25 protein-coding genes and 1 riboswitch are annotated in these 25,388 nt (G+C 70.4%); of the genes, 11 read left to right on the top strand and 14 right to left on the bottom strand.

Features of this window, described 5'->3' with window-relative positions; translation table 11 throughout:
- The first annotated feature begins 124 nt into the window (after positions 1-124).
- The 5 genes from OG707_RS26740 to OG707_RS26720 all read left to right on the top strand — a co-directional run bounded on the left by OG707_RS26740 (position 125) and on the right by OG707_RS26720 (position 5,673).
- Positions 125-622: a GNAT family N-acetyltransferase gene (locus tag OG707_RS26740; protein ID WP_329122601.1), complete on the top strand. Its 498-nt coding sequence runs from the start codon at positions 125-127 to the stop codon at positions 620-622.
- Between the two features lie 48 nt (positions 623-670).
- Positions 671-776: riboswitch (cobalamin riboswitch) on the top strand.
- Between the two features lie 136 nt (positions 777-912).
- On the top strand, positions 913-3,291 hold the full coding sequence (locus tag OG707_RS26735; RefSeq protein WP_329122599.1) for a ribonucleoside-diphosphate reductase subunit alpha: 2,379 nt from the start codon (positions 913-915) through the stop codon (positions 3,289-3,291).
- Entirely contained in the window at positions 3,291-4,310 is a 1,020-nt protein-coding gene (locus tag OG707_RS26730) for a ribonucleotide-diphosphate reductase subunit beta (RefSeq protein ID WP_329122597.1), read from the top strand. The genes OG707_RS26735 and OG707_RS26730 overlap by 1 nt, the downstream gene beginning before the upstream one ends.
- A 71-nt stretch (positions 4,311-4,381) precedes the next feature.
- Positions 4,382-5,194: an alpha/beta fold hydrolase gene (locus OG707_RS26725; RefSeq protein ID WP_329122595.1), complete on the top strand. Its 813-nt coding sequence runs from the start codon at positions 4,382-4,384 to the stop codon at positions 5,192-5,194.
- Positions 5,188-5,673, top strand: a complete 486-nt coding sequence (locus OG707_RS26720) for a DinB family protein (protein ID WP_329122592.1) — start codon at positions 5,188-5,190, stop codon at positions 5,671-5,673. Before OG707_RS26725 ends, OG707_RS26720 begins: the two co-directional genes overlap by 7 nt.
- Before the next feature lie 53 nt (positions 5,674-5,726).
- On the opposite strand, the gene OG707_RS26715 is transcribed toward OG707_RS26720, so the two are convergent.
- Positions 5,727-6,512, bottom strand: coding sequence for a hypothetical protein (locus OG707_RS26715; protein ID WP_329122590.1), 786 nt, complete (start codon positions 6,510-6,512; stop codon positions 5,727-5,729).
- A gap of 38 nt (positions 6,513-6,550) precedes the next feature.
- Positions 6,551-7,900 carry an MFS transporter gene (locus OG707_RS26710; RefSeq protein ID WP_329122589.1) on the bottom strand — a complete coding sequence of 450 codons (1,350 nt, stop codon included), beginning with the start codon at positions 7,898-7,900 and terminating at the stop codon, positions 6,551-6,553.
- 102 nt (positions 7,901-8,002) lie between these two features.
- On the opposite strand from OG707_RS26710, the gene OG707_RS26705 reads away from it, so the two are divergent.
- A complete protein-coding gene (locus OG707_RS26705; RefSeq protein ID WP_329122587.1) occupies positions 8,003-8,887 on the top strand; it encodes a helix-turn-helix transcriptional regulator in 885 nt (294 codons plus the stop codon).
- On the opposite strand, the gene OG707_RS26700 is transcribed toward OG707_RS26705, so the two are convergent.
- A complete protein-coding gene (locus OG707_RS26700; protein ID WP_329122586.1) occupies positions 8,839-9,009 on the bottom strand; it encodes a hypothetical protein in 171 nt (56 codons plus the stop codon). The genes OG707_RS26705 and OG707_RS26700 overlap by 49 nt on opposite strands.
- A gap of 81 nt (positions 9,010-9,090) precedes the next feature.
- On the opposite strand from OG707_RS26700, the gene OG707_RS26695 reads away from it, so the two are divergent.
- Positions 9,091-10,059: a GlxA family transcriptional regulator gene (locus tag OG707_RS26695; protein WP_329122584.1), complete on the top strand. Its 969-nt coding sequence runs from the start codon at positions 9,091-9,093 to the stop codon at positions 10,057-10,059.
- 4 nt (positions 10,060-10,063) lie between these two features.
- On the opposite strand, the gene def is transcribed toward OG707_RS26695, so the two are convergent.
- The 8 genes from def to OG707_RS26655 all read right to left on the bottom strand — a co-directional run bounded on the left by def (position 10,064) and on the right by OG707_RS26655 (position 17,701).
- Positions 10,064-10,705, bottom strand: a complete 642-nt coding sequence (gene def / locus OG707_RS26690; RefSeq protein WP_329122582.1) for a peptide deformylase — start codon at positions 10,703-10,705, stop codon at positions 10,064-10,066.
- A gap of 71 nt (positions 10,706-10,776) precedes the next feature.
- Complete coding sequence (locus OG707_RS26685) at positions 10,777-11,760, bottom strand: tetratricopeptide repeat protein (RefSeq protein WP_329122581.1); 984 nt, start codon at positions 11,758-11,760, stop codon at positions 10,777-10,779.
- Positions 11,761-11,863: 103 nt separating this feature from the next.
- Positions 11,864-13,108: an HD-GYP domain-containing protein gene (locus tag OG707_RS26680; protein ID WP_329122579.1), complete on the bottom strand. Its 1,245-nt coding sequence runs from the start codon at positions 13,106-13,108 to the stop codon at positions 11,864-11,866.
- Complete coding sequence (locus OG707_RS26675) at positions 13,105-14,511, bottom strand: HD-GYP domain-containing protein (RefSeq protein ID WP_329122577.1); 1,407 nt, start codon at positions 14,509-14,511, stop codon at positions 13,105-13,107. Before OG707_RS26675 ends, OG707_RS26680 begins: the two co-directional genes overlap by 4 nt.
- A 172-nt stretch (positions 14,512-14,683) precedes the next feature.
- Positions 14,684-15,004, bottom strand: coding sequence for a mycothiol system anti-sigma-R factor (gene rsrA, locus OG707_RS26670; protein ID WP_329122575.1), 321 nt, complete (start codon positions 15,002-15,004; stop codon positions 14,684-14,686).
- Positions 15,001-15,657, bottom strand: coding sequence for a sigma-70 family RNA polymerase sigma factor (locus OG707_RS26665; protein ID WP_206969350.1), 657 nt, complete (start codon positions 15,655-15,657; stop codon positions 15,001-15,003). The genes rsrA and OG707_RS26665 overlap by 4 nt, the downstream gene beginning before the upstream one ends.
- Before the next feature lie 235 nt (positions 15,658-15,892).
- Positions 15,893-16,531 (bottom strand): alpha/beta hydrolase family protein, encoded by a 639-nt coding sequence (locus tag OG707_RS26660; protein WP_329122572.1) that lies wholly within the window; start codon positions 16,529-16,531, stop codon positions 15,893-15,895.
- 354 nt (positions 16,532-16,885) lie between these two features.
- Positions 16,886-17,701: an SOS response-associated peptidase gene (locus OG707_RS26655; RefSeq protein ID WP_329122570.1), complete on the bottom strand. Its 816-nt coding sequence runs from the start codon at positions 17,699-17,701 to the stop codon at positions 16,886-16,888.
- Between the two features lie 37 nt (positions 17,702-17,738).
- On the opposite strand from OG707_RS26655, the gene OG707_RS26650 reads away from it, so the two are divergent.
- The 4 genes from OG707_RS26650 (at position 17,739) to OG707_RS26635 (ending at position 21,213) form a co-directional block, all read left to right on the top strand.
- A complete protein-coding gene (locus tag OG707_RS26650; protein ID WP_329122569.1) occupies positions 17,739-18,425 on the top strand; it encodes a M50 family metallopeptidase in 687 nt (228 codons plus the stop codon).
- 33 nt (positions 18,426-18,458) lie between these two features.
- On the top strand, positions 18,459-19,775 hold the full coding sequence (aroA, locus tag OG707_RS26645; protein ID WP_329122567.1) for a 3-phosphoshikimate 1-carboxyvinyltransferase: 1,317 nt from the start codon (positions 18,459-18,461) through the stop codon (positions 19,773-19,775).
- A 4-nt stretch (positions 19,776-19,779) separates the two neighbouring features.
- Positions 19,780-20,790 (top strand): ribosome small subunit-dependent GTPase A, encoded by a 1,011-nt coding sequence (gene rsgA / locus OG707_RS26640; RefSeq protein ID WP_329122564.1) that lies wholly within the window; start codon positions 19,780-19,782, stop codon positions 20,788-20,790.
- 99 nt (positions 20,791-20,889) lie between these two features.
- Positions 20,890-21,213 carry a DMT family transporter gene (locus OG707_RS26635; protein ID WP_329122562.1) on the top strand — a complete coding sequence of 108 codons (324 nt, stop codon included), beginning with the start codon at positions 20,890-20,892 and terminating at the stop codon, positions 21,211-21,213.
- On the opposite strand, the gene OG707_RS26630 is transcribed toward OG707_RS26635, so the two are convergent.
- Genes OG707_RS26630 through OG707_RS26620 form a run of 3 tightly spaced genes read right to left on the bottom strand, consistent with a single transcriptional unit; the run spans position 21,179 to position 25,296 of the window.
- Complete coding sequence (locus tag OG707_RS26630; RefSeq protein ID WP_329122560.1) at positions 21,179-23,368, bottom strand: ABC transporter ATP-binding protein; 2,190 nt, start codon at positions 23,366-23,368, stop codon at positions 21,179-21,181. The genes OG707_RS26635 and OG707_RS26630 overlap by 35 nt on opposite strands.
- Positions 23,365-24,297, bottom strand: a complete 933-nt coding sequence (locus tag OG707_RS26625; protein ID WP_329122559.1) for an ABC transporter permease — start codon at positions 24,295-24,297, stop codon at positions 23,365-23,367. Before OG707_RS26625 ends, OG707_RS26630 begins: the two co-directional genes overlap by 4 nt.
- Positions 24,298-24,312: 15 nt before the next feature.
- Positions 24,313-25,296, bottom strand: coding sequence for an ABC transporter permease (locus tag OG707_RS26620; RefSeq protein ID WP_329122558.1), 984 nt, complete (start codon positions 25,294-25,296; stop codon positions 24,313-24,315).
- Positions 25,297-25,388: the final 92 nt, after the last annotated feature.

Raw genomic sequence — 25,388 nt, 5'->3', positions numbered from 1 at the left:
GCGCAAAACCAGGGGTCCGGGGGCGGAGCCCCCGAGTTGGGGGCCGCGCACCCCGGGGCGAGGGGGGCCGGATCGGGGAAAACCCCCGCGCCCCGGCCCCGCCGAACCCCGCACACTGACCCCCATGGACCTCACCATCCGCCGGGCCGAGCCCGAAGAGTACGAACCCCTCGGCGACCTCACCGCCGCGGCCTACCTCCACGCCGGCTTCCTCGACCTCGGCGAGGACGACCCCTACCTCGACACCCTCCGCGACGTCCCCGCCCGCGCCATCGGCGCGGAAGTCCTCGTAGCCGTACGCGAAACCGAACTCCTCGGCGGCGTCACCTACGCCCCGCCCGGCAGCCCCTGGGCCGACATCGCCGGCCCGCACGAGGCCGAGTTCCGGACACTCGCCGTCGCCCCGGACGCCCGCGGTCAGGGCGTCGGCGAGGCTCTCGTACGCGCCTGCATCGACCGCGCCCGAGCCGCCTCCCACGTCGAAAACCTCGTTCTTTCGACGCAGCGAACCATGCTCGGAGCCCACCGGATCTACCACCGCCTGGGCTTCACAAGGACCCCGGAGCGCGACTGGGCCCCTGTCCCCAACGTCTCTTTGCTGACGTACAGCTTGAAGCTCTGACGCGACCCGACACAACATATGGGGGGTGCCACATCAAGCGCCCCCCACATGTATGCTCGTGCTCGCTGTCGTCGCAGGGGAATCCGGTGTGAGTCCGGAACTGTCCCGCAACGGTGTGTTAAGTCCGAATACCTGCCGCCAGCACGCGCCGCTTCACCCGAAGCGGACGCAAGACGTCCGGGCCTCGCGGTTGGGCCTGCGGATGCTGTACGGAGTGCTGCCCCGACGCGCCCCCGTACGCACCCGTGTTGCCTCCGCCGGCCCGCCTGCCGAGCGAGGGAGAGCGCACCGTGACCATTGCGCCCACTGCACCTGCTGCCACCATCACCAGCGGCACAGAGCAGGACGCCGATGGACCAGGAACCGCACTGCTGCGGACCCTGACCGACCTCACCGCCGACCTCCCCGACACCGACCCCGGCCGCGTCGCCGCCGCCGCACTCCGCGGCCGGCACGCCGGTTCGGACACGGCCGAACTCCGGGAGCTGGCCACCGAGGCGGCCGCGGGCCTGATCTCCGAGGACCCTGCCTACTCCCGGCTCGCCGCCCGTCTCCTCACCGTCTCCATCGCGGAGGAGGCGGCCACCCAGGGCGTCACGTCCTTCTCGACCTCCGTGGCCGTCGGCCACCACGAGGGCCTGATCGCGGACCGTACGCACGCCTTCGTCGAGGCCCATCTCGCCCGCCTCGACGCGCTGATCGACACGGCCGGCGACGACCGCTTCGGCTACTTCGGCCTGCGCACCCTCTACAGCCGCTACCTCCTCCGCCACCCCATCACCCGCAAGGTCATCGAGACCCCGCAGCACTTCATGCTCCGGGTCGCCTCCGGCCTCGCCGAGGACGAGTCGGCCCGCGCGGTCGACGAAGTGGCCGCGCTCTACCGCCTGATGAGCCGCCTGGACTACCTCCCGTCCTCCCCCACCCTCTTCAACTCCGGCACCCGCCACCCCCAGATGTCCTCCTGCTACCTCCTGGACTCCCCCCTGGACGAGCTGGACTCCATCTACGGCCGGTACCACGAGGTCGCGCGCCTCTCGAAGCACGCGGGCGGCATCGGCCTCTCGTACTCCCGCATCCGCTCGCGCGGCTCCCTCATCCGCGGGACGAACGGCCACTCCAACGGCATCGTCCCGTTCCTGAAGACCCTCGACGCCTCGGTCGCCGCGGTGAACCAGGGCGGCCGCCGCAAGGGCGCTGCCGCGGTCTACCTGGAGACCTGGCACTCGGACATCGAGGAGTTCCTGGAGCTGCGCGACAACACGGGTGAGGACGCGCGCCGTACGCACAACCTCAACCTGGCGCACTGGATCCCCGACGAGTTCATGCGCCGCGTGGACGCCGACGCGACCTGGTCGCTCTTCTCCCCGGCCGACGTGCCCGAGCTCGTGGACCTGTGGGGCGACGAGTTCGACGCCGCGTACCGCAAGGCGGAGGCGGCCGGACTGGCCCTGAAGACCATCCCCGCCCGGGAGTTGTACGGCCGCATGATGCGCACCCTCGCGCAGACCGGCCAGGGCTGGATGACCTTCAAGGACGCCTCGAACCGCACCGCGAACCAGACCGCCGAGCCCGGCACGGTCGTCCACTCCTCGAACCTCTGCACCGAGATCCTCGAGGTCACGAACGACGGCGAGACGGCCGTCTGCAACCTCGGCTCGGTCAACCTGGGCGCGTTCGTCGTGGGCGGCGACATCGACTGGGAGCGCCTGGACGAGACGGTCCGCACCGCGGTCACCTTCCTCGACCGCGTGGTCGACATCAACTTCTACCCAACCGACCAGGCGGGCCGCTCCAACGCCAAGTGGCGCCCGGTGGGCCTCGGCGCGATGGGTCTGCAGGACGTCTTCTTCCAGCTGCGCCTGCCCTTCGACTCCCCCGAGGCGAAGGCCCTGTCCACCAAGATCTCCGAGCGGATCATGCTCGCGGCGTACGAGGCGTCCGCGGACCTCGCCGAGCGCAACGGCCCCCTCCCCGCCTGGGAGAAGACCCGCGCGGCCCGCGGCGTCCTGCACCCCGACCACTACGGCGTCACGCCCACCTGGCCGGAGCGCTGGGACGCCCTGCGCACGCGTATCGCGGCGACCGGAATGCGTAACTCCCTGCTCCTCGCGATCGCTCCGACCGCGACGATCGCCTCGATCGCCGGCGTCTACGAGTGCATCGAGCCCCAGGTCTCCAACCTCTTCAAGCGCGAGACGCTCTCGGGTGAATTCCTGCAGGTCAACGCCTACTTGGTCGAGGACCTGAAGAAGCTCGGCGTCTGGGACGCCCAGTCCCGCGAGGCGCTGCGCGAGGCGAGCGGCTCGGTCGCGGACTTCAACTGGATCCCCGCCGACGTCCGCGCCCTGTACCGCACAGCGTGGGAGATCCCGCAGCGCGGCCTGATCGACATGGCGGCGGCGCGCACCCCGTACCTCGACCAGTCGCAGTCGCTGAACCTCTTCCTCGAGACGCCCACCATCGGCAAGTTGAGCTCGATGTACGCGTACGCCTGGAAGCAGGGCCTCAAGACGACGTACTACCTGCGCTCGCGCCCGGCCACCAAGATCGCCCGGGCAGCGGCGAAGTCCACCCCCATCCCCGTACAGCAGGCCCCTGAGGTCACCGACGCCGAAGCGCTCGCCTGCTCCCTGGAAAACCCCGAGTCCTGCGAGGCCTGCCAGTAATGAGCTCCACCAACGCCGACAAGAACCTCCTCGACCCGGGCTTCGAGCTGACCCTGCGCCCCATGCGCTACCCGGACTTCTACGAGCGCTACCGGGACGCGATCAAGAACACCTGGACGGTCGAGGAGGTCGACCTCCACTCCGACGTGGCCGACCTCGCGAAGCTGACGCCGGGCGAGCAGCACATGATCGGCCGACTGGTCGCGTTCTTCGCGACGGGCGACTCGATCGTCTCGAACAACCTGGTCCTCACGCTCTACAAGCACATCAACTCCCCCGAGGCGCGCCTGTACCTCTCGCGTCAGCTCTTCGAGGAAGCGGTGCACGTCCAGTTCTACTTGACGCTCCTGGACACCTACCTCCCCAACCCGGAGGACCGGGCGGCCGCCTTCGACGCGGTGGAGGAGATCCCCTCCATCAAGGAGAAGGCCCAGTTCTGCTTCAAGTGGATGGACTCGGTCGAGAAGATCGACCGCCTGGAGTCGCAGGCGGACCGCCGCCGCTTCCTCCTCAACCTGATCTGCTTCGCGGCGTGTATCGAGGGCCTGTTCTTCTACGGCGCCTTCGCCTACGTCTACTGGTTCCGCAGCCGCGGCCTGCTCCACGGCCTGGCGACCGGCACCAACTGGGTGTTCCGCGACGAGACCATGCACATGAACTTCGCGTTCGAGGTCGTGGACACGGTCCGCAAGGAGGAGCCGGAGCTCTTCGACGACGCGCTGCAGCAGCAGGTCACCGACATGATCAAGGAGGCGGTCGAGGCGGAGCTGCAGTTCGGCCGCGACCTGTGCGGTGACGGTCTGCCGGGCATGAACACCGAGTCGATGCGCGAGTACCTCCAGTGCGTCGCCGACCAGCGCCTGACGCGCCTGGGCTTCGCCCCGGTGTACGGCTCGGAGAACCCGTTCTCCTTCATGGAGCTGCAGGGTGTCCAGGAGCTGACCAACTTCTTCGAGCGCCGCCCGTCGGCGTACCAGGTCGCGGTCGAGGGTTCGGTCTCCTTCGACGACGACTTCTAGGACGCGGAAGGGGCGGCCGGACGCGGAAATCCCCGCGCCCGGCCGCCCCTTCGCGACTTACAGTGCGCCGCATGAACGACTTCTCCGCCCACGGCGCCACGCTCCACTACGACGATCTGGGCCCGGCATCGGGCCTGCCCGTCGTCCTGGTCCACGGGCACCCCTTCAACCGCACACTCTGGACGCCCCAGGCGCAGGCCCTGGCAGCGGCAGGCCACCGGGTCATCACGCCCGACCTGCGCGGGTACGGCGACTCGACGGTCACCCCCGGCAAGGTCCTCCTCTCCGACTTCGCCGACGACCTCGCAGCCCTCCTCGACCATCTGGGCCTGGAGCGCGCCGTGATCGGCGGGGTCTCCATGGGCGGCCAGATCACCATGGAGTTCCAACGCCGGTACGCCCACCGGGTGTTGGCCCTGGTCCTGGCCGACACCTCCTCGGCCGCCGAGACCGAGGAGGGCAAGGCATTCCGTAACACCCTCGCGGACCGGCTCCTCGCGGAGGGCATGGACGGATACGCGGCCGAGGTGATCGACAAGATGCTCGCCGCGTACAACGTCACCGCGCTCCCGGACGCGGCCGCCCACGTCCTGACAATGATGCGTACGACCAACCCCGAAGGCGCAGCGGCGGCCCTGCGCGGCCGCGCGGAACGCCCCGACTACGGCGAGACGCTCGCGGCGGTCACGGCCCCCGTGCTCATCCTGGTCGGCGCCGACGACGTCTACACACCGGTCGCCACGGCGGAGTCCCTCCACCGCCTGGTCCCGCATGCCACGCTCGCGGTGATCGAGGGCGCCGGCCATCTCCCGGGCGTGGAACAGCCCGACCGGTTCAACGCCGCGCTGATCCCGTTCCTCGCTGCTAGCGTCCCCGCATGGTGAAACGCATACCTCCCCTGGCCGGTCCCGAGAAGGACACCCTCCTCGTCAGCATCAACCGCCACCGCGACGTGGTGCTCTGGAAGCTGCAAGGCCTGGACGACGAGCAGGTACGACGCCCGCTCACCCCGTCGGGAACGAACCTCCTCAGCCTGGTCAAGCACCTCGCGTACGTCGAGTACGGCTGGTTCTGCGGGACCTTCGGCCGCGAGACGGAACCACTGGGAGACCCCGAGAACGACCTGACCGTCGGCCCCGACGAGACGACCGCCGACATCGTGGCACTCTACGGCCGCGCCCGCGCAGCAGCCGACCTCGCGGTCAACGAGGTCGGCCTGGACGGTCTCGGCACGTCCTGGGACGGCGAGACGGTGTCCATGCGCTGGGTCCTGGTCCACATGATCGAGGAAACGACCCGGCACGCGGGCCACATGGACATCGTGCGTGAACTGATCGACGGGGCGACGGGCGACTACGCGTAGCCCCGAGCGACCGGACGTACGGGTGGGGGCCACGACTGCCCCCGCCCGTACGGCTAGCGCAGTGCCACGCCGTCGCCGGCCGAGTTGACCGCCATCGTCGTGTGCGTACCGGAGAAAGCCCACCGCCAGGTGCCGGCCGAGGTCGCGGTGACCGTGGTGCTGAGGCTGCCGGTGGAGTTGGTCTTCGCCGTCTTGACCGTCTTGTACGAGCTCGTTCCGGCCTTCTTGAACTGGAGCTTCACGGTCTGGTTGATGTAGCCGTGGTACTTGAGGTCGCTCCAATTGGCCCGCGTGAGACGCCCCTTGACCGTGAGCTTGCCGCCCTTGGAGACGGGCTCGGGTCCTGCGTCCGTGGTGAGGACCGACGCTCGCTTGAAGTCGAACAGGGCGAGCCGGTCGTGGATCCAGTAGTTGCCGTCATTGGCCGACACGGTCGCGTTCACCTGCCAGGTCCCCGCCAGCAGATTGGGGTCCCGTCCCGGCAGCGAGTCCTTGAACCAGTCCGGGTGGACTTCGAAGGTCTCGGTGCAGACGGAGGTCGTCTTGCTGGACTTCTTGCAGGTGTTGCCGATCCAGTCCTCCGAGTCCAGACCGTTGGAGGTGTTGAAGACCGCGGCGTGCGTCAGCTTCTTCACTCCCGAGTTGTCCCGGACCGTGAACACGACCGAGAACCGCTTCACGTCGTGCACGCCGACGATGACGTTGCCGCCGTTGTTGACGACGGTCTTGATGACCCGGATGTCGCCTTCGCCCTCGGCGTGCGCCGTGGACGCCCCCAGCGCCAGCATCACCACCGCACTCGATGCCGCCGCGCACACCGATCTCTTACGTATGCGCATGTTCTGTGATGCCCCCTCCGCATTGTGGAGAGCGCAGCCTAGCGCCCCTTGATCGGCCGGAGCAGCGCAATCGTGGCAACCGTCGTCGCCACCAGCGCGGCCGCCGCCACCAGCAGGCTCGTACGGAGTGCCATCGAGCCGAACGCGGCCACCGCCACCGCACCCCCCGCCTGGCGCGCCGTGTTGAAGACGCCCGCCGCCGTGCCCGCGCGGTCCGCCGGGACGTTGTCCAGGAGCAGGGCCGTCAGCGGGGTCACGGCCAGGGCTCCCGCGAAGCCCACCGGGATCATCAGGGCCGAGACCAGGGCCGCCGGGGTGTGGGAGTCGGTCGCCAGGAGCGCCAACAGCCCGGCCACTGTGCCCAGTTGGCCCGCCGCGATCATCGTGCGGGGGCCGAAGCGTGCCGTCAGCCGTACCGCGCCGAAGTAGTTCACCAGCGCGACCACCGCCGTCATCGGGACGAACATCAGGCCCGCGGCGAGCGCCGACTGGCCGCGCCCCTCCTGGAAGGAGAGCGAGAGCAGGAAGATCGCGCCGTAGAAGGCACCGTTCACTGCGAAGCCCGCGACGACCGCGAGGGAGACCGTACGGGAGCGGAAGAGGCCCAGCGGCACCATCGGGTTCGGCCGGCGCGCTTCGACCGCCAGGAACGCGGCCGCCGCGAGCACGGTCACGGCCAGCGCGGCGAGGCTCGTCTCGATCACCGCGTACGTGAGGGACGCGAGCGTCAGCGCCCCGGTCAGCTGCCCCGGCAGGTCGAGCGGCGCCGGACGCTTCGGGGAGCGTGCCGTACGGGAGAGGAGGAGCAGGCCCACCACGCCCGCGGGGACGTTGATGAAGAAGATCGTCCGCCAGCCCCAGAGCCCCGTCAGCAGCCCCCCGGCGACGGGCCCCGCCGCTGCCGCGACCGCCCCGCCCGTCGTCCAGACCGCGATCGCGCGGGCCCGCCGGGCCGTGTCCGGGTAGGCCTGGCGGATCAGGGCGAGGGAGGCGGGGAGCATCAGGGCCGCCGCCGCGCCCTGGACCATCCGCGCCGCGACCAGCAGCCACAACTGCGGGGCCAGGCCGCACAGTACGGACGCCGCGGTGAAGAGGGCGAGCCCGCTCCCGTACGCCCGCTTCGCGCCGATCCGGTCGGAGAGCGAGCCCGCGGAGAGCATCAGGGCGGCGAACATCAGGGTGTAGCCGGTGACCACCCACTGCAGTCCGGCCATGCCGCCGTGGACGGAGTCACCGATCGCGGGCAGTGCCACGTTCACGACGAGCGCGTCGAGCGCGATGACGAAGAAGCCGATGAGGGAGGCGGCCAGGACCGGTCCCGGGGAGGCGAGTTGGGGTCGTCCGGTCTGTGCGGTCTGTGCGGTCTGTGGTGCGGTGTCGGTAGCCATGGCCGCAACACTGGTTCCGGGAGGGCCGCCCCGGCAGACCGCACTGTTCCTGGGTGTGCCAGGGCCCCCCACGGCCGACACGCGTCGGCCACAATGGCGTTCATGAGCGAACTCGGCATATTTCTGCGCGCCCGCCGGGCCAGGGTCACCCCCTCCGACGTGGGCCTGCCCGAGGGCATCGGCCTGCGCCGCACCCCGGGGCTGCGGCGCGAGGAACTGGCAACGCTCGCCGGGGTGTCCATCGACTACTACACGCGCCTGGAGCAGGGGAAGGAGACCCGCCCCAGCCCGGCCGTGGTCGACGCGCTCGCCGCGACCCTGCGGCTCAACGACGACGAGCAGGAGCACCTGCGCGGACTCGCGGCCGCATCGGCCCAGCGCGCCCCCGAGCGGCGGAAACCCGTACCGGCGCGGACCGTGCGGCCCGGCGTGCACCAGCTGCTCGAGGCGCTGCGGCCCAACCCCGCCTATGTGGTCAGCCGCACCAACGACATCCTCGCGGCCAACCCCGGCGGCTACCGGCTGCTCGCCGGCATCGAGGAGTGGCCGGCCGGGCAGCGCAACATCCTGCGGTTCTTCTTCCTGCACCCGGGTGCCCGCGCCCTCTACCCGGAGTGGGAGAAGCTCGCCCCGGGCGTCGCGGCCCGGCTGCGGGCGATGGCCGGTACGTATGCCGACGCACCGGACCTGGTGGAGCTGGTGGGCGAACTGGCCGTCAAGAGCCCGGAGTTCGCCCGGCTGTGGAAGCAGTACGACGTGGAGGCGAGGGTGGACGGACACAAGCGGTTCCACCACCCCGAGGTCGGCGACGTGACCCTCGGGTACGAGTCGATGACCCTCGCCAGGACCGAGGAGCAGCGGCTCATCGCGTACCACGCGGAGCCGGGAAGCCCCGCGTACGACGCCATGGTGCTGCTCGACATGGCCTCGCCCCGGGCTCAGGCGGAGAGTTCGTACGAGACCCCGGGTCGGTCCGAGCTGCGCTGAGCGGCGGCGGCCCGTGCGATCTGCCGGTCGATGCGCCGGTCGCGGGCGACCCCGACCAGCGACGGCAGGGCGATGAGGACGAAGACGGCGATGACGGTCAGGTAGTTCAGGAAGTTGTCCATGCGTCTACTTTCCCGCGCTGCGGCCCGAAAAATGAGTGGCAGGACCGTCACGCAACCTCGAATTACTGCCACACTGGATCCATGCTGAAAAACGTCGCCGTGGTGCTGCTCGACAAGGTCCAGCCGTTCGAACTCGGCGTCGCCTGCGAGGTGTTCGGGATCGACCGGAGCGAAGAAGGGCTGCCCGTCTACGACTTCGCGGTGGTCTCCGCCGACGGCCCCGTCCTGTCCACGCACGCCGGCTTCACGATCACCACAGCGCTCGGCCTCGACCGCCTGGAGGAGGCCGACCTGATCGTCGTCCCCGCGGGCGGGGACTTCTCCTCCCGCACCTTCCCGCCCGAGCTCCTGGCCGCGCTGCGCCACGCCGTGGACCGCGGGGCCCTCGTCCTGAGCGTCTGCTCCGGCGTGTTCGTGCTCGCCGCGGCGGGCCTCCTCGAAGGGCGCCGCTGCACCATGCACTGGCACCATGCCGAGGAATTCGCCCGCCAGTACCCGCGGGCGGCCGTCGAGCCCGATGTCCTGTACGTACAGGACGGCCAGATCATCACCTCCGCGGGCACCGCCGCAGGGATCGACGCCTGCCTCCATCTCGTACGGCAGGAGCACGGCCCCCAGATCGCCAACGCCATCGCCCGCCGGATGGTCGTCCCGCCGCACCGCGACGGCGGCCAGGCCCAGTTCATCGAGCGCCCGCTCGCCGCGATGGAGCGGTGCGACACGGTCGGCGAGGTGCTCGCCTGGATGTCGCGGCACCTGGAGGACGAGATGACCGTGGAGGAGCTCGCCGCCCGCGCGCACATGTCGCCGCGCACCTTCGCCCGCCGCTTCCAGCAGGAGACGGGCACCACGCCCTACCGCTGGCTCCTGCGCCAACGCGTGCTGTACGCCCAGGAGTTGCTGGAGGGCTCCGACGACACGGTGGACGCGATCGCGGGCCGCGCGGGCTTCGGCACGGCGGCCGGCCTGCGCCACCACTTCCTGCGCACGCTCGGCACGACGCCCAACGCCTACCGCCGCACGTTCCGCGTGACGGAGCCGGCCGCGTAACAGATCAGGCGTTCGGCACAGTCTCGTAGCGCGGCGTGCCCTCTTCCATCTGCCGGAGCGCGTCCTTGCGGTCGCGCTTCGACAGACGGTCGATGTAGAGGTAGCCGTACAGGTGGTCCGTCTCGTGCTGCAGGCAGCGCGCGAAGTACCCCGTCCCCCGCACCTTGATGGGGTTGCCCTCGGCGTCCTGGCCGTGGACGACCGCGTAGTCGGGGCGGGCCAGCTCGGCGTAGGCGGTCGGGACGGAGAGGCAGCCCTCGTTGCCGTCGTCGAGGACGCGGCGGTCGGCGGGGAGCTCCTCCAGGACCGGGTTGCAGACGACACCGGTGTGGCGCACGCCGTCGTCGTCCGGGCAGTCGTAGACGAAGACCTTGAGGTCGACGCCGATCTGGTTGGCGGCCAGGCCCACGCCCTCGGCGGCCTTCTGGCTGGCGAACATGTCGTCGATCAGCTGGGCCAGCTCGGGGCCGAACTCCGTGACGTCCTTGCACTCCTTGTGCAGGACCGGGTTCCCGACGACCGTGATGGGGCGGGCCGTGCCGCGTGCGCGGTAGGCCTCCTCGCGCGCCTCGCAGTCCTCGGTGTCCACGACGAAACCGTCATTGACCTGCTGCTCGGCCTGCTGGTCCGTCTCCTGCTGCGCCATGTCCGCCGTAAACCTTCCTCAAAACCCGAATTCGATCCCGTACAGCCTACGGGCAGCGGCGGCCGCAGCCGTCAGCAGACTTCTTCCAGATCACGCCACTCACGGCTGTCCGGCGAGTCCGCGACCCACCCGTCGAGCAGCCCGCGCACCAGTCCCGCGGGCGCCGCGATGCCGCATTCGCGCTCGGGGGACCAGAGCTCGCCCGCCGTACGGTGCCCGTACGGTCCGGGGTGTCCCGGCTCGCTGTGGTCGTGCGGGTCCAGGTGCTGCTCGCCGTCGCCCTCGTCGCTGGCCATCTTCGACTCCGAGCAGGCCCGGCAGAGCAGCCGTACGGACGACGACCAGTCCTCGGCGGCAAATCCCGCGTCCGCCGCGAGCCGCTCCAGGGCGTCCCGGTCGGCCTCGGTGGCGGCCTCCAGGAGGACCACCCAGGTGGGGACGGGGGAAGGGGCCCAGAGCTCGATCTCGTCGAAGACGGGGAAGGACGGGCCCGCGGCCGTAAGCCGCTCCCCGTGCGGTACGCCGTCGTGCAGGACGACCTCGCCCCAGCGCCGCCCCGAGGAGGGCAGCGGGATGGAGAGGATCTCGATGCGGGCGGGGTCGAGCCGCCGGCCCCAGACCACCTCGGCCTCGCCCTCGGGGGAGAGGCGTACGGCGGCGGAGCCCAGGTCCATGCCGACCGGCTCCCCGTTGGGCGCGGTGACGCCGGGCACCTTCAGCCCGTACGCCTGCCAGGCCCGCCGCGCGAGGGGCCAGTCCTGGAGGGCGGTGGCGGCGATGCCGACGTTCCACCAGTCGGGGGCCCCGGTCTCCCGGTCCAGGAGCGCGACGGCCCGCAGTCCCGCGGCCCGCGCCTGGTCCCAGTCGTGCCGGAACTTGTGCAGCAGGGCGAGGTTGAACCAGGACTCGGACAGCCACGGTTCCAGGTCCGCCGCCCGGGTCAGAAGCGCTCCCGCGTCTTCGTACCGACCGTCTCCGATCAGCGTGAACGCGCGGTCGGTGGCCTGCCGCCACGAGGCGGAGGGCCGATGCCGTACCTTCCCGAAGATCCTCACGATTCCCGCCTGCCGGTCGTTTCCAGGCTGAGGTCACAGCCCCCGGACACCCTCTCTTCGCATCCAACCATGCCCGGCCGGATGCCCGCTCATTACCCAGTGGTTACCCAGGCGGGACGGGGGTGACTCCGCCCCTGGACAGGACATGAGCCAGTGATTCCACGACCGCCGGGTGGTAGTCGTGCCCGGTCCCGAGCCGCAGCCGTTCCAGGGCCGAAAGGGGGCTGCCCACCCCTCCGCTTCCCCCCGCGAGGTCCTCGTACGCGTTGACCGCCCGCACGATCCGGGCGGCCAGTGGCTGGTCCCGGTAGGGGTCCGCCTGCCGCTCCACGACGACCGCGACCTCCGCGTCCACCCCGGTCTGGCGGACCACGGCCCCGCCGAGCAGGGCGATCCTGCGCTGTTCGGCGGCGGGGAGCGGCTCCGTGGCCCCGTCGGGCACGGGATCGACCAGGGACAGCTGCCCGATGTCGTGCATCAGGGCCGCGTACTCCAGGACGGTCAGCTCCGGCTCGGAGAGCCCAAGCTCGCGCCCCACGGCCCGGCTGAGGGCCGCGACGCGGCGGGCGTGCCCGGGAGGGGTGTAACCGGCGATCTCGGTGGCGCGGGCGAGGGAGGTGATGGTCTGGGCGTACGTCGTCCGTACGAGCGCGTAGCGGCGCAGGGAGAGCTGGGTGAGCAGCAGCGGTACGGAGACGACGGGCAGCGCCCACAGCCCGGCGACGGCCACCCCCAGCGCCATCACGACCCCGGTGGCGCAGACCGCGGAACCTATCCCGATGAGGGCGCGCAGCTCGTCGCGGAGGATCGGGCCGTACGGATAGCGGGTGCGGGCCCTGGCCATCGCGGCGGCGAGGACGGCGTCGCAGAGGGCGGTCAGCGCCAGCAGAAGCAGCAGCACCAGGGCGTACGCGGGCCCGTCGCCGACCCACTGCCCCAGCCGCCCGGAGTTGTACAGCGGCTGGAAACAGACCGCGGCGAAGCCGACGGTGAGCACGCGCCGGGCCATGTGGTCGAGCCGGGGCCCCCGCCCCAGCGCCACATGGGGCACGGCCCCGACAAGGGCCCCGGCCACCACGACGGCCACGACCTGCATGACACCGTGCCCGGTGGCCCGCCCGCCGTCCTGCCCGAGGAGCGCGTACGCGAGGGCGCCGGCGGCCCCGAGCGGGGCGGGCTCACGATCCATCTCCCCGCGCCGCACGAGCTCCCCGACGGCGACGAGCACGCCAAAGGCGAGGGCGGCCCCGGGCTCGACGACTCCGTGCCAGAGGGTCCGCCCGAGCGCAAGAACGGTGAGCAGCCCGGCGGCAACATAAACAACCCGCACGACAAGAGGCGCCGTCATCCGAGCCCACCCTGCTCGCCCCTACCCTGTGGGCAATCGTTCCGCAGGGCGGAACGGGTGGGCACAGCCGCGACGCTGGTCAGCGATTCACCACTGGCCACCCGCGCCCCCGGCACATGACCCCCCTCGTCAGCGGTGACAACGGGCCTCCACCCCTCCCGCCCCAGCGCCCGCGCAAACGCATCCACCATCACCGGATCGAACTGCACCCCCGCACACCGCCGAAGCTCCTCCACCGCAGCCTCCACAGGCCGAGCCCGCCGATAAGACCGGGTGGACGTCATCGCATCAAACGCGTCCGCAACCGCCACCACCCGCGCGAACTCCGGAATCTGCTCCCCCGCGAGCCCGTACGGATACCCGCTCCCGTCGAGCCGCTCATGGTGATGAAGGATCGCCGCCCGCGCCTCCCCCAGGAACCCGATCCCCCGCACCATCTCGTGCCCGTACTCGGGATGCAGCTCGATGACCCGCCGCTCCTCGGGCGTCAGCGGCCCGTCCTTCCGCAGCAGCCGAGTCGGCACCCCCAGCTTCCCCACGTCGTGCAGGATCCCGGCGAACCGCAGCACTTCGAGCCGCTCCCCGTCCATCCCGAGCTCGCGCGCGATCATCGCGGAGGCCTGCCCGACGCGCTCGCTGTGCCCGCGCGTGTACTGGTCCTTGATGTCAACTGCCTGCACCAGAGCGCGAATTGTGGCCTGATGGGCGGCCCGCTCCTGGTGGTACTGGGCGAAGACCCAGCTGGAGATGTACATGGGCAGCAGCACGAACAGCGCCGCCCCCGGCCCGTAGACGCTCCGCCACAGCACGGCCATCATCAGCCCCGCGAGCCCGTGCACGGCGTGCGGGGCGAGCGAGGGCAGCAGCAGCCCGCGCCAGGCGGTCCGCACCGGAAGCCTCCCCCGTAGCCCGAAAGGCACGGGAGGTGCCCCCTTGGCGGTGGCGCGGATCCCGCCGTCCAGCAGGGTCAGGGTCAGACAGAAGGCCAGGGCGGTGGCGAGTGCGGGCAGCAGGACGTACGGAAACTCAACAGCCCCCCGCACCCCCACGACACCCCACACATGCCCGGAAACCCATACGACCAGGGCGAGTTGAGCCGCCCGCCACACGCGCCGCACCGCGTACGGCCGGTCCTCGACCCTCCCGACGAGCGCCCCCGGCACAGCGACCAGCGCGGCCGCGGCAGGCGGCAGCAGCAGGGCCGCGGCCAGCAGTACGGGAAAGAAGGACCCGGCCCCGAGCGACCGGCGGCCGAGCAGCTCGCACCCCGCGTACAGCGCGGCGAGCAGGGCGACGGCGCGCCACGGCGTGCGGCCGTCCGCGTACGCCGGGAGGGCGCACGCGAGAGCCCCCAGCACGGCGCACACCACATACACGCGCGCCCCTGCAGGCAGTCCCCGCATCAGCCCTCACCCTCTCCTCACCCTTTCCTCGTACAGGTCGGTGAGAATAGGCGCGCGGCAGCCACTCGCGGGCCGATTCGGGCGACGGACAGCCCCTTCGGGTGACAGAAAACAGCAGAGAGGCCGCAACGCAAGCGTCACGGCCTCTCAAATCCCTTACCGAAACCGGCAGTTACTCCTTGGCAGCAGCCGACTTATCGGCGCTCGCCACGGTCACGTCCTGCTCGGGCACAGCCTGCCCGGACCGGATCAGATCGATCCGCCCCATGACCTTGGACCGCAGGTCCGCGGGTACGTCGTCGCTGCCGCAGCACCGCTTCACCAGCTTCTTCACGGCCTGCTCCAAGCCGTACTTCTCCAGGCACGGCGAGCACTCGTCAAAGTGCACTTCGAACTTGGTGCAGTCCGTGTCGGGCATCTCATGGTCAAGAAACTCATAGAGATGGTCCAGGACCTCGGAGCATTCCGTCTCGTGCGGCTCTCCGCAGCTCATGAGCCCGAGCCTTTCGCTTCGTCCGACTCTCCGGCGCCCGCCGGAACCAGCCCGCGGTCACGGGCGTAGTCCTCGAGCATGCCGCGCAGCTGCCGGCGGCCGCGGTGCAGTCGGGACATCACCGTTCCGATGGGTGTCCCCATGATGTCTGCGATCTCCTTGTACGCAAAGCCCTCTACGTCCGCGAGATATACGGCGATGCGGAATTCCTCCGGGATCGCCTGCAGCGCTTCCTTCACGTCCGAGTCCGGCAGGTGGTCGAGCGCCTGCGACTCGGCCGACCGGAGCCCGGTCGACATGTGGGACTCGGCGCGCGCGAGCTGCCAGTCCTCGATCTCCTCGGCACCACTGCGCAGCGGCTCGCGCTGCTTCTTGCGGTAGGAGTTGATGAAGGTATTGGTCAGGATGCGGTACATCCACGCCTTGAGGTTGGTCCCCTCCCGGAACTGGTGGAAGGACCCGTACGCCTTCGCGTACGTCTCCTGCACCAGGTCCTCGGCATCGGCGGGGTTACGCGTCATACGCAGCGCAGCCGAGTACATCTGGTCGAGGAACCCGAGAGCATCCCGCTCGAAGCGCGCGTTGCGCTCGGCGGTCGTCTCCTCCGCGTGGCCGTCTTCGGTCCCTGTGTCGGTACCAGTGACCGGACCCACCTCCTCCAACGACATGGCGGGCCCGAATGCGGACCCACTCGAATCGGAGGATAGACGAACATCCATCCCGTCCGCCGCCCGAACGGAAGCGGTCTTGGCCCCCGAAAGCACCGTCCACTCCAGGTCAGCGGCTTGCGGGCGGCGCGGGCAGATGGTCGAACCCATGCGACGGACTCCCTCTCCACGTTCGAGCTTGCTCAGACTCTGTATGTCCGCCACAACAGTGGTCCCGCGCTCAACATTCCCGGAGCATCCGCACCCACTCGGAGACTCCGTCGGTAATGACGTCCAGAGCCTGCTCCTGGGTCAGGGCCCCGCGCTTGGGCACGGCGAACCCATGATCACCACCCCCCACCTCCACCAGCCCGAACTCCCCGTCGGGGAACTCCCCGGGCTTCCCGAAGGGATCGTTCCCGCCCTGTACGACCAATGTGGGTACGCCCGCGCCGAGCAACTCCTCCGCCCGGGACTTCTCGGGCTTCCCGGGCGGATGCAGCGGAAAACTCAGAGCAAGCACCCCGCAGGCCCCCAACTCACCGGCGGTCCGACAGGCAACGCGGGCCCCCGCGCTCCTCCCCCCGGCGACGACGGGAAGCCCGGGCTTCTCGAGCAGCGGCCACACCCCACGCCACCCGACGTCCAGCGTCTTGGGAGCGGGAGCAACCTTCTTCCCCGCAACGCGCCAGGGCTGCTCCACCAGCGCAACGCTCACACCAAGCGCAGGCAGCACCCCGGCAAGGGCCTGCAGATCGCGGGCATCGATCCCACCCCCGGCCCCATGCCCCAGCCCCACAACAAGCCAGGCCTTCTTCGCGGGAAACCAGGTGACGCGAGCTTCCCCAACAACGGTCTCAACACTCTCGACGCGACTCACGGGCCCCATCCTGCCGCCCAGCCCCAGCCGCAAGCCGGAAGGCGGCACACAAACCCGCCGCCCAAACCCGCACGACGGCAAGCCCCGCACCCGCCAGCAGCACCTGCCCGACCGCCAGGCCCGTGCACAGCCCGCACCCGCCAACGGCGCTCAGCCCCCGCCAGTCCCGCACGGTAGCCGGCCCCACGCCCACCCCGCACGGCCGTCAGGCCCGTGCCACCAACCCGCACCCGCCAACGGCGCTCAGCACCCCACAGGAAGACCCGCACCCAACCCTCTTACCCGCACGGGTGGTGCGGGTGGGTAACACCGCGCGGCCGCCAGGCCGTGCGCACCCCACACAAACCCGCACCCTCAGAACAACGTCCCGACCTCCGGCCCCTCCAGCTCATTCACCAGCTCAGCCCCGTTGTTACGGACATTGCTCACAGCCGTCGCGACCGGATAGGCCCGCACCAGCCCACCCCCCGGCGGCACCAACAACCCCCGCAGCTCCTCCGCATCGGTCAACGAAGGATCGAGCCAAGCCCCCCACCGCTCCTGCGGCAGCATCAACGGCATCCGAGGATGAATCTCCGCCAACGACGCAGGCCCAGACCCCCCGTACCCCGCCAGCGGCGTCGTCTCCGCCTCGGTCGTCACGATCGTGCAGGTCGCCCACCACGCCAGCTCATGATCGTCAGGCAGCGTCCGGTCCCGCCAAAATTCATAAAGCCCCGCAAAAGCCATCACGGACCCATCAGCAGGCGTCACAAAATACGGCTGCTTCCGCGCCCGCTTCTTCTTCCCCTCAACTTCCAGCTCCCGCTCCTCGGCAGCGGTCACCCACTCGTAATAGCCGTCCGCGGGAACAATGCACCGCCGCGCCACAAAGGGCCGCCGGAACGACGGCTTCTCGTGCACCGTCTCCGCCCGCGCGTTGATCATCCGCGCCCCGCCCTCGGGCGTCTTCGCCCAGGACGGCACCAGCCCCCACTTCACCGTCCGCAACTGCCGAACCGGAGCAGGATCCTCGGCGTCCTTTACAGGACGCTCCAACACCACGTACACCGACTTCGTCGGCGCCACGTTCCAGTCAGGAGCCAGCGCCTCCGTCGGATCCCATTTTTCGATCTCAAAGATTCCTGCGAGATCCTCGGCCTTACGACTCGACGCATACCGTCCGCACATACGTCCCACCCTGCCACCCCCGAGGAGCCCCCCGCAGATGGATCGCATCTTCGGCACCCAGCCCGACCCCGACCAGTGGCTGGTCATAGGCACCGCCGCCATCGCCCTGGCCGCGGTGGTCCCCCACGGCCTCTGGCGGCTGTCGCGCAACGCCGTCACCATCGCCCACGAGGGCGGCCACGGCCTGGTCGCCCTGCTGACCGGCCGCCGCCTCGACGGCATCCGGCTGCACTCCGACACCAGCGGCCTCACCGTCAGCCGGGGCAAACCGCACGGCCTCGGCATGATCCTGACCGCGGCCGCCGGCTACACCGCCCCGCCCCTGCTCGGCCTCGGCGGCGCGGCCCTCCTCGCCGCGAACCACATCACGCTGCTCCTCTGGGCGGTCAGCGCCCTGCTCATCGCGATGCTGGTCATGATCCGGAACGCGTACGGCGCCCTCACCGTGATCGTCACGGGCGCGGCCTTCGTCCTGATCTCCTGGCTGACGACCCCCGACGTCCAATCAGCCTTCGCGTACACGGCGGTCTGGTTCCTCCTGATCGGCGGTGTACGCCCCGCCTTCGAGCTCCAGGCCAAGCGCCGCCGCCACAACAGCGGAGACTCCGACGCGGACCAGCTCGCCCGCCTCACCCACGTCCCCGCGACGCTCTGGCTCCTCCTCTTCCACGTCGTGTCGCTCTGCTGTCTCCTCGGCGGCGGCCGCTGGCTCCTCGGGTTGTGACCCAGCCGGTGACCCGCCAGTAAAGTGAGGGTCATGACCGAAAGCTCCGTGCACACCGCCCTCTGGCCCGCCCCCTATGCCATCGGGGCCGTCGACGCGACGGTCACCGTGCCCGGATCGAAGTCGGTCACCAACCGCGGCCTGGTCCTCGCCGCACTCGCCGCCGAGCCCGGCTGGCTCCGCCGCCCGCTGCGCTCCCGGGACACGCTCCTCATGGCGGAGGCCCTCCGCGCGATGGGCGTCGGCATCGAGGAAGGCGTCGGCCCCGACGGTTCCGGCGAGGCCTGGCGCGTCATCCCGGCGGGCCTGCGCGGCCCGGCCACGATCGACGTCGGCAACGCCGGTACGGTCATGCGCTTCCTGCCCCCCGTCGCCGCCCTGGCCGACGGCCCGGTCCGCTTCGACGGCGACCCCCGTTCGTACGAGCGCCCCCTGACCGGTGTCATCGACGCGCTCCGCACCCTCGGCGCCCGGATCGACGACGACGGCCGCGGCGCGCTCCCCCTCACGGTCCACGGCGGCGGCGCCCTGGACGGCGGACCGGTCGAGATCGACGCCTCGTCGTCCTCCCAGTTCGTCTCCGCGCTGCTCCTCTCCGCCCCCCGCTTCAACCAGGGGGTGGAGGTACGTCACACGGGCGCGACCCTGCCCTCCCTCCCGCACATCCGGATGACGGTCGACATGCTCCGCTCCATCGGCGCCCAGGTCGACGAGCCGGAGACGGGCGGCGAGCCGAACGTCTGGCGGGTCTCCCCCTCCGCCCTCCTCGGCCGCGATCTGACCGTCGAGCCCGACCTCTCCAACGCCCAGCCGTTCCTGGCCGCGGCCCTGGTCACCGGCGGCCGCGTCACGATCCCCGACTGGCCGTCCCGCACCACGCAGCCCGGCGACGCGCTCCGCGAGATCTTCACGGAGATGGGCGGCTCCTGCGAGCTCACCGCCCAGGGCCTGACCTTCACCGGCACGGGCACCATCCACGGCATCGACGTCGACCTGAGCGAGGTCGGCGAGCTGACCCCCGGCATCGCGGCCGTCGCCGCCCTCGCCGACTCCCCCTCGACGCTGCGCGGCGTCGCGCACCTGCGCCTGCACGAGACGGACCGCCTGGCCGCGCTCACCAAGGAGATCAACGAGCTCGGCGGCGACGTCACGGAGACCGCCGACGGCCTGCACATCAAGCCGCGCGCCCTGCACGGCGGCACGTTCCACACGTACGACGACCACCGGATGGCGACGGCGGGCTCGATCATCGGCCTCGCGGTCGAGGGCGTGCAGATCGAGAACGTGGGCACGACCGCGAAAACCCTCCCCGACTTCCCGAAGATGTGGACCGAAATGCTCGGGGCCTGACGCGATGCGCCGCTACGGCAAGAACCCCGACGAGGACGACATCCGCGTCCGCCCGAACCCCAAGGGCAACCGCCCCCGCACCAACATCCGCCCCAAGCACGAGGACGCCGCCGAGGGCATGGTCCTGACCGTGGACCGGGGCAGGCTCACCGTCCTCATCGACGACCGCCCGGTCATGGCGATGAAATCCCGTGAACTGGGCCGCAAGGCCGCCGTGGTGGGCGACCAGGTCATGGTGGTCGGCGACCTCTCCGGCGCCAAGGACACCCTGGCGCGCATCGTCCGCATCCAGCCCCGGACCTCGGTCCTGCGCCGTACGGCCGACGACGACGACCCGTACGAGCGCGTGGTCGTCGCCAACGCCGACCAGCTCGCCATCGTCACCGCGCTCGCCGACCCCGAACCGCGCCCGCGCATGATCGACCGCTGTCTGGTCGCGGCGTACGACGGCGGGCTCTCGCCCCTCCTCGTCCTGACCAAGTCGGACCTGGCCTCCGCCGAGACGCTCCTCGAGTCGTACGGCGCGCTCGACATCCCCTACGTCGTCACGAGCCGCGACGAGCTGGCGAAGGGCGAGGCCGCCGACCGCGTACGGGACTTCCTCAACGACAAGGTCACCGCCTTCGTCGGCCACTCGGGCGTCGGCAAGACGACCCTGGTCAACGCGCTCGTGCCGGAGGACCGCCGGCGTACGACAGGACACGTCAACGCCGTCACCGGACGCGGCCGCCACACCACCACCTCGGCCCTTGCGCTCCCCCTGCCGGACGCACGCGGCTGGGTGATCGACACCCCGGGCGTGCGCTCCTTCGGTCTGCACCATGTGGACCCGTCGCGCGTGATCCTGGCCTTCCCCGACCTCGTACCGGGAACGGAGGAGTGCCCGCGCGCCTGCAGCCACGACGAACCGGACTGCGCGCTGGACGCCTGGGTGGAGGAGGGCCATGCGGATCCGGCCCGGCTGTACTCGCTGCGCCGGCTGCTCGCCACACGGGAGCGACGCGAGGGCGACTGATCACCGCGTTTACCGGCCCACCGCCGTAGGTAAATGCATAATCGCACCAACTGATGACGAAGCAGTCACCGATGCGAGGTCGAAGGCGGAGGAACCAACATGCCGTGGCTGCTGGTCGTGGTCGCAGGACTCCTGGAGACGGGTTTCGCCGTCTGCCTCAAGCTCTCGCACGGGTTCTCCCGGCTCTGGCCCACGATCGCCTTCGCCTGTTTCGCGCTCGGCAGCTTCGGCCTGCTGACGCTCGCGCTGCGGAAGCTGGACGTCGGTCCCGCGTACGCCGTGTGGACGGGTATCGGCGCAGCGGGAACCGCGATCTACGGAATGATCTTCCTGGGCGACGTCGTCTCGACCCTCAAACTCGTCTCGATCTCCTTCGTGATCGTCGGGGTCATCGGGCTGCAGCTGTCGGGCTCGGCACACTGACGAAGTGACAGGCCGCCACATGGTCGGCCCCGCGCTCCACGGGCAGCGGCACTTCACTCGCACACCGCTCGCGCTCCTCCTCGCCGAGTTCCGCGAACACCGGGCAGCGTCCCCTGAACCGGCAGCCCTCGTACCGGCGGGTGGGGCTCGGCGGGTCGCCCGCCAGCAGGATCCTGGTGCGCTGCCGCTCGCGCTCCAGGTCCGGGTCGAGAAGCGGTACGGCTGACAACAGGGCCTGGGTGTACGGGTGTTGGGGCCGCTCGAAGACCGCGTCGACCGCTCCGGCCTCGACCGTACGCCCGAGATAGACGACGCTGACGCGGTCCGCGATGTGCCGTACGACGGACAGGTCGTGCGAGACGAAGAGATACGCGAGCCCGAGCTCGGCCTTGAGGCGCTGCAGCAGATTGAGCACACCGGCCTGTACGGAGACGTCGAGCGCGGAGACGGGTTCGTCGAGCACCAGCAGCTGCGGCTCGACGGAAAGGGCGCGCGCGATCCCGATGCGCTGACGCTGGCCCCCGGAGAACTCGTGCGGGAACCGGTCGGCGTGGGCGGCGTCCAGCCCGACCTGCTCCAGCAGCCCGGGAACGCGACGGGCGGCGGCCGTACGGTCGACGCCCTGCGCCCGCAGCGGCTCGGCGACGATGTCGCCGACCGTCATACGCGGATCCAGGCTCGCCATGGGGTCCTGGAAGACGATCTGGACCTGCCCGCGGAGCGCCTTGCGCCCGGCCTTGCCGAGCGAGTCGAGCGACTGCCCGAAGAGCTCGACGGTGCCGCCCTCGGGGCGGGCCAGGTTAAGGAGCTCGAAGAGGGTGGTGGACTTCCCGGACCCGGATTCGCCGACGAGGGCGAGGGTCTCCCCACGCCGAATGTCGAGGTCGACACCGTCGACGGCATGAACGGTCCCGACGCGCCGCTTGAAGGCAGCGCCCTTCAACACGGGAAAGGTCTTGACGAGCCCCCGCACGGTCAACACGGCGTCACCGGGCCCCTGTTGAGAAACCTCGGGAACAACGGGCACAGGAAACACATCAAGCACCCCCATCCCCCGCTCAACAACTTCCCCGACCCGCAAGCAGGCAGCCAAATGCTGCCCTGCCGTCCCGCACTCGCCCACGCTGCGACCAGGCGCCTCCTCGTCGACTCGCGCCCCCACGTTGTGGGCAGTCGCCTCGTCGCCCCCCGCCCCCACGTTGTGGGCAATCGTTCCGCAGGGCGGAACGGGTGGGCACAGCGTGGGGACCGCTCGCAGCTCCGGCTCCGCACCCCGGCACCGTTCCTCCACCAACGGACACCGGTCCGCAAACGGGCACCCGCCCCCGACCTCCCCCGCCCCGGGCGGACTCCCGGGAATCGGCACGAGCACCGAACTCGCCGAGTCCACCCGGGGTACAGCCCCAACAAGCCCCATCGTGTACGGCATCACAGGCCGCGCAAACAACTCCCGCACCCCCGCCGTCTCCACCACCCGCCCCGCATACATCACCGCGACCCGGTCCGCAGTCCCCGCAATAACCCCCAGGTCATGCGAGACAAGCACCAACGCAGCCCCCGTCTCCCGCTGAGCCGTCCGCAGGACATCAAGCACCTGCGCCTGAATCGTCACATCCAGCGCCGTGGTCGGCTCGTCAGCCAGAATCACATCGGGATCGTTCGCCATAGCCATCGCGATCATCGCCCGCTGCCGCATCCCCCCGGAGAACTCGTGCGGAAACGACTGCGCCCGCACCCCCGGCTCCGGAATCCCCACCAGATCCAGCAGCTCCACGGCCCGCGCCCGCGCCTTCTCCCGCGAGACGTCCTGATGTGCGCGCACCGCCTCCGCGATCTGGTCCCCGATCCGGTACACCGGAGTGAAGGCCGACAGCGGGTCCTGAAAAACCATCGCGATCCGGCTGCCCCGCACCTTCGACAGCGCCGCGTCCGACGCCCCGACCAGCTCCTCACCACCCAGCCGCACCGATCCCCGCACCGCCGCGTTCCCCGGCAGAAGCCCCAGCACGGCGAGCGCAGTGGCCGACTTCCCCGACCCCGACTCCCCCACCAGGCCGAGCACTTCGCCCCGCTCCAGCGAGAAGCTGACCCCGCGCACGGCGGGCCGGCCGTCGAAGTCGACCTCCAGGCCGCTGACTTCCAGTACGGCGGTCATGAGGTACGCCCCTTCCGACGCAACGTGCGCGAGGTCGGATCGATCGCATCGCGCAACCCGTCCCCCACAAGATTCACAGCGAGTACGAACACGATCAGCAGCCCCGCGGCGAAGAAGAACATCCACGGGTACGTGACGGCCGCCCCCGTGGTCGACGCGATCAGCGTCCCCAGCGACACGTCCGGCGCCTGCACGCCGAACCCGAAGTAGGAAAGCGCCGTCTCACTCATCACCGCCCCGCCCACCGCGATGGTCGCGTCGATGATCAGGAACGACGCGATGTTCGGCACCACATGGCGCCAGATGATCCGGAACGGACCGACCCCCATGTACCGCGCCGCGCGCACGAATTCGCGCTCCTTCAGCGACAGGGTCATCGACCGCACCACCCGCGCGGTGATCATCCACCCGAAGACGGCGAGCAGCGCCACAAAGGCGAACCAGCCCCCGCCTCGCAGTCGAGGCGAGATGATCGCGATGATCAGGAACGACGGAAAGACCAACAGCAAGTCCACAAAGAACATCAGCACCCGATCGGTCCACCCCCCGAAGTACCCGGCACACGCCCCCACCAGCGAGGCGAGCACGGTCGAGAAGAGCGCCACCAGCAACCCGATGACCAGCGACTTCTGCAGCCCGCGCACGGTCTGCGCGAAGACGTCCTGCCCGATCCGGTTGGTGCCCCACCAGTGGTCGGCGCTCGGCGGCTCCCGCAGCGCGCTGTAGTCGATGTGCGCGTAGTCCCAGGGGCTGACGAGCGGCCCGACGAAGGCGAGCACGAAGAGCAGCACCAGTACGACACCCCCGGCGAGGGCGCTCCGATTGCGTACGAACCGGCGCAGCACGACACCGGCGCGCCCCACGGGCCGTATCGGCTCGGCTCCTTGGCCGGCCGCGTCCGCGGCGGCGGTCTCTATGACGGCGGTCATGACGGGTCGTACTCCTCAGGCCTGGCGGATACGCGGGTCGAGCGCGGCGTGCAGTACGTCCGCGAGGAAGCCGGACAGCAGAACCACCACGGCGGCGAACACATTGACGGCGACGACCGAGTTGACGTCGTTCTTGCCGATCGAGGAGACGAACCACTCCCCCATGCCGTGCCACCCGAAGATCGTCTCGGTGAAGGTGGCGCCGGTGAACAGGGCGAGGAATCCGTAACTGAAGTACGTCGACATGGGGATGAGCGCCGTCCGCAGCCCGTGCCGGAGCAGGGCGGTGCGCCGGGTGAGCCCCTTGGCCTGGGCGGTGCGCAGATAGTCCGAGCCGAGCACGTCGAGCATGGTCGAGCGCTGGTAGCGGCTGTAACTGGCGATCGTGCCCAGCGCGATGGACACGGTCGGCAGCAGCAGATGCACCCCGCGGTCCTTGAAGACCGCCCAGAACCCCGAGTCGACTCCGGGGCTCTTCTCACCCGTGAACTGGATGAATTCCGTCCCGGTCGTCTGGTTGAACCAGATCGCACCGATCTTCAGCAGAACGGCCAGCAGGAACACGGGAGTTGAGAGCAGTACGAACGAGATGAGCGTCACCGCACGGTCGGAGAGCCGGTACTGGCGTACGGCGGTCCACGCCCCGGCCAGCACCCCGACGACGGTCCCCGCGACCGTACCGAGCAGCAGAAGCCGCAGGCTGACGCCGATCCGCCGCCCGAACTCGGCGCCCACGGACGTCCCGTCGATGGTCTGGCCGAGGTCGCCGCGCACGGCGTGCCCGGCCCAGGTCAGGAAGCGGGAGAGGAGCGGCTCGTGGTCGTTGACGCCGAGCGCGGTGAGGTGGTGGTCGACGGAGACCGGCGACAGCGGGGGCTGGCGGCCTTCGTAGTACGCGCGCGGGTCGAGCGCGAGCGACGACAGCAGATAGGAGAGGCAGACGGCGACGAGCAACAGGGCGGCGTAGTAGCCGAGTCGCTTGGCCAGGTAGGCGGCCACAGGTGGAGGTCCTCCGCGGGAAGGGTGACGGTGTCTCGCCGCGGCAGGAGCAAAAGGCGCAGGTCGTCGGCTTGTTGGTCCATTCTGACCAT

Origin of the sequence: Streptomyces sp. NBC_01465, assembly GCF_036227325.1 — a bacterium.
Classification (GTDB): Bacteria; Actinomycetota; Actinomycetes; order Streptomycetales; family Streptomycetaceae; genus Streptomyces.
This window is presented reverse-complemented; position numbering and strand designations above follow the sequence as displayed.